This is a genomic window from Bradyrhizobium sp. SHOUNA76, assembly GCF_023006445.1.
In the GTDB taxonomy this organism is placed as follows: domain Bacteria; phylum Pseudomonadota; class Alphaproteobacteria; order Rhizobiales; family Xanthobacteraceae; genus Bradyrhizobium.
This window is the reverse complement of the sequence record NZ_JALBHA010000986.1, coordinates 1-902: the sequence shown is the minus strand read 5'-3', so window position 1 is coordinate 902 and position 902 is coordinate 1. Positions and strand designations below refer to the sequence as shown.

General features: G+C 65.5%; 1 protein-coding gene. It reads right to left on the bottom strand.

Annotated elements, in window-relative coordinates:
- Window positions 1-77: 77 nt before the first annotated feature.
- Window positions 78-902: tripartite tricarboxylate transporter substrate binding protein (locus MOV74_RS39170; RefSeq protein ID WP_246932966.1), on the bottom strand; the 825-nt coding region annotated here is incomplete at its 5' end.

Genomic DNA, 902 nt, shown 5'->3' with positions numbered 1-902 from the left:
GAGCGCCGCGAGCAAGGCGGCGATGACGATGCCGGCGCGATCGACGCGCCGCGGCGGCTGGGCCGGATCGCCTGAGGTCATGATTTGACCAGGCCGACCGATTTCAGCACGTCGGTGACGCGCACCGTTTCCTTCTTCAGGAAGTCGGCGAAGGCATCGCCGCCGAGATAGGCGTCCTCCCAGCCCTTCTGCTTGAGGATTTCCTTCCAGGCATCCGACTTCACCATCTTCTCGACCGCATCGCTCAAGGTCTTGCGCTGCTCCGGCGTGATGCCGGGAGGCGCGACCACCGAACGCCAATTGGCGATCACGAGGTCGATGCCTTGCTCCTTGAAGGTCGGGATGTCGCTCCCCGGGATGCGCTTCTCCGAGGTCACGCCGATCGCGCGCAGCTTCCCGGATTTGATCTGCCCTTCATATTCGCTGAGGCCCGAAATGCCCGCGGTGACCTTGCCGCCGAGGATCGCGGCGAGCGACTCGCCGCCGCCGGAGAACGGGATGTAGTTGATCTTCTTCGCGTCGGCACCGACCGCGCCGGCAAACAGTGCGGCCATCACATGATCGACGCCGCCGGCCGAGCCGCCGGCAAAGGTCACCTTGGCGATATCGGCCTTCACTGCAGCGGCCAGATCCTGCGCATTCTTGATCGGCGAATTCGCGGGAACCACGATCACCTGGATTTCCTCGGTGAGGCGCGCGATCGGCGTCACCTGCTCCAGCGTTACCGGCGACTTGTTCATGGCGAGCGCGCCCACCATGACGAAGCCGTTGACCATCATCTGGTTGCCGTCGCCCTTGGCGCCGTTGACGAACTGCGCGATGCCGACGCTGCCGCCGGCGCCGGGAACGTTGGTGACCTGCACGCTGCGCGCAACGCCCGAAGCCACCAGCGCCTGCTGCAT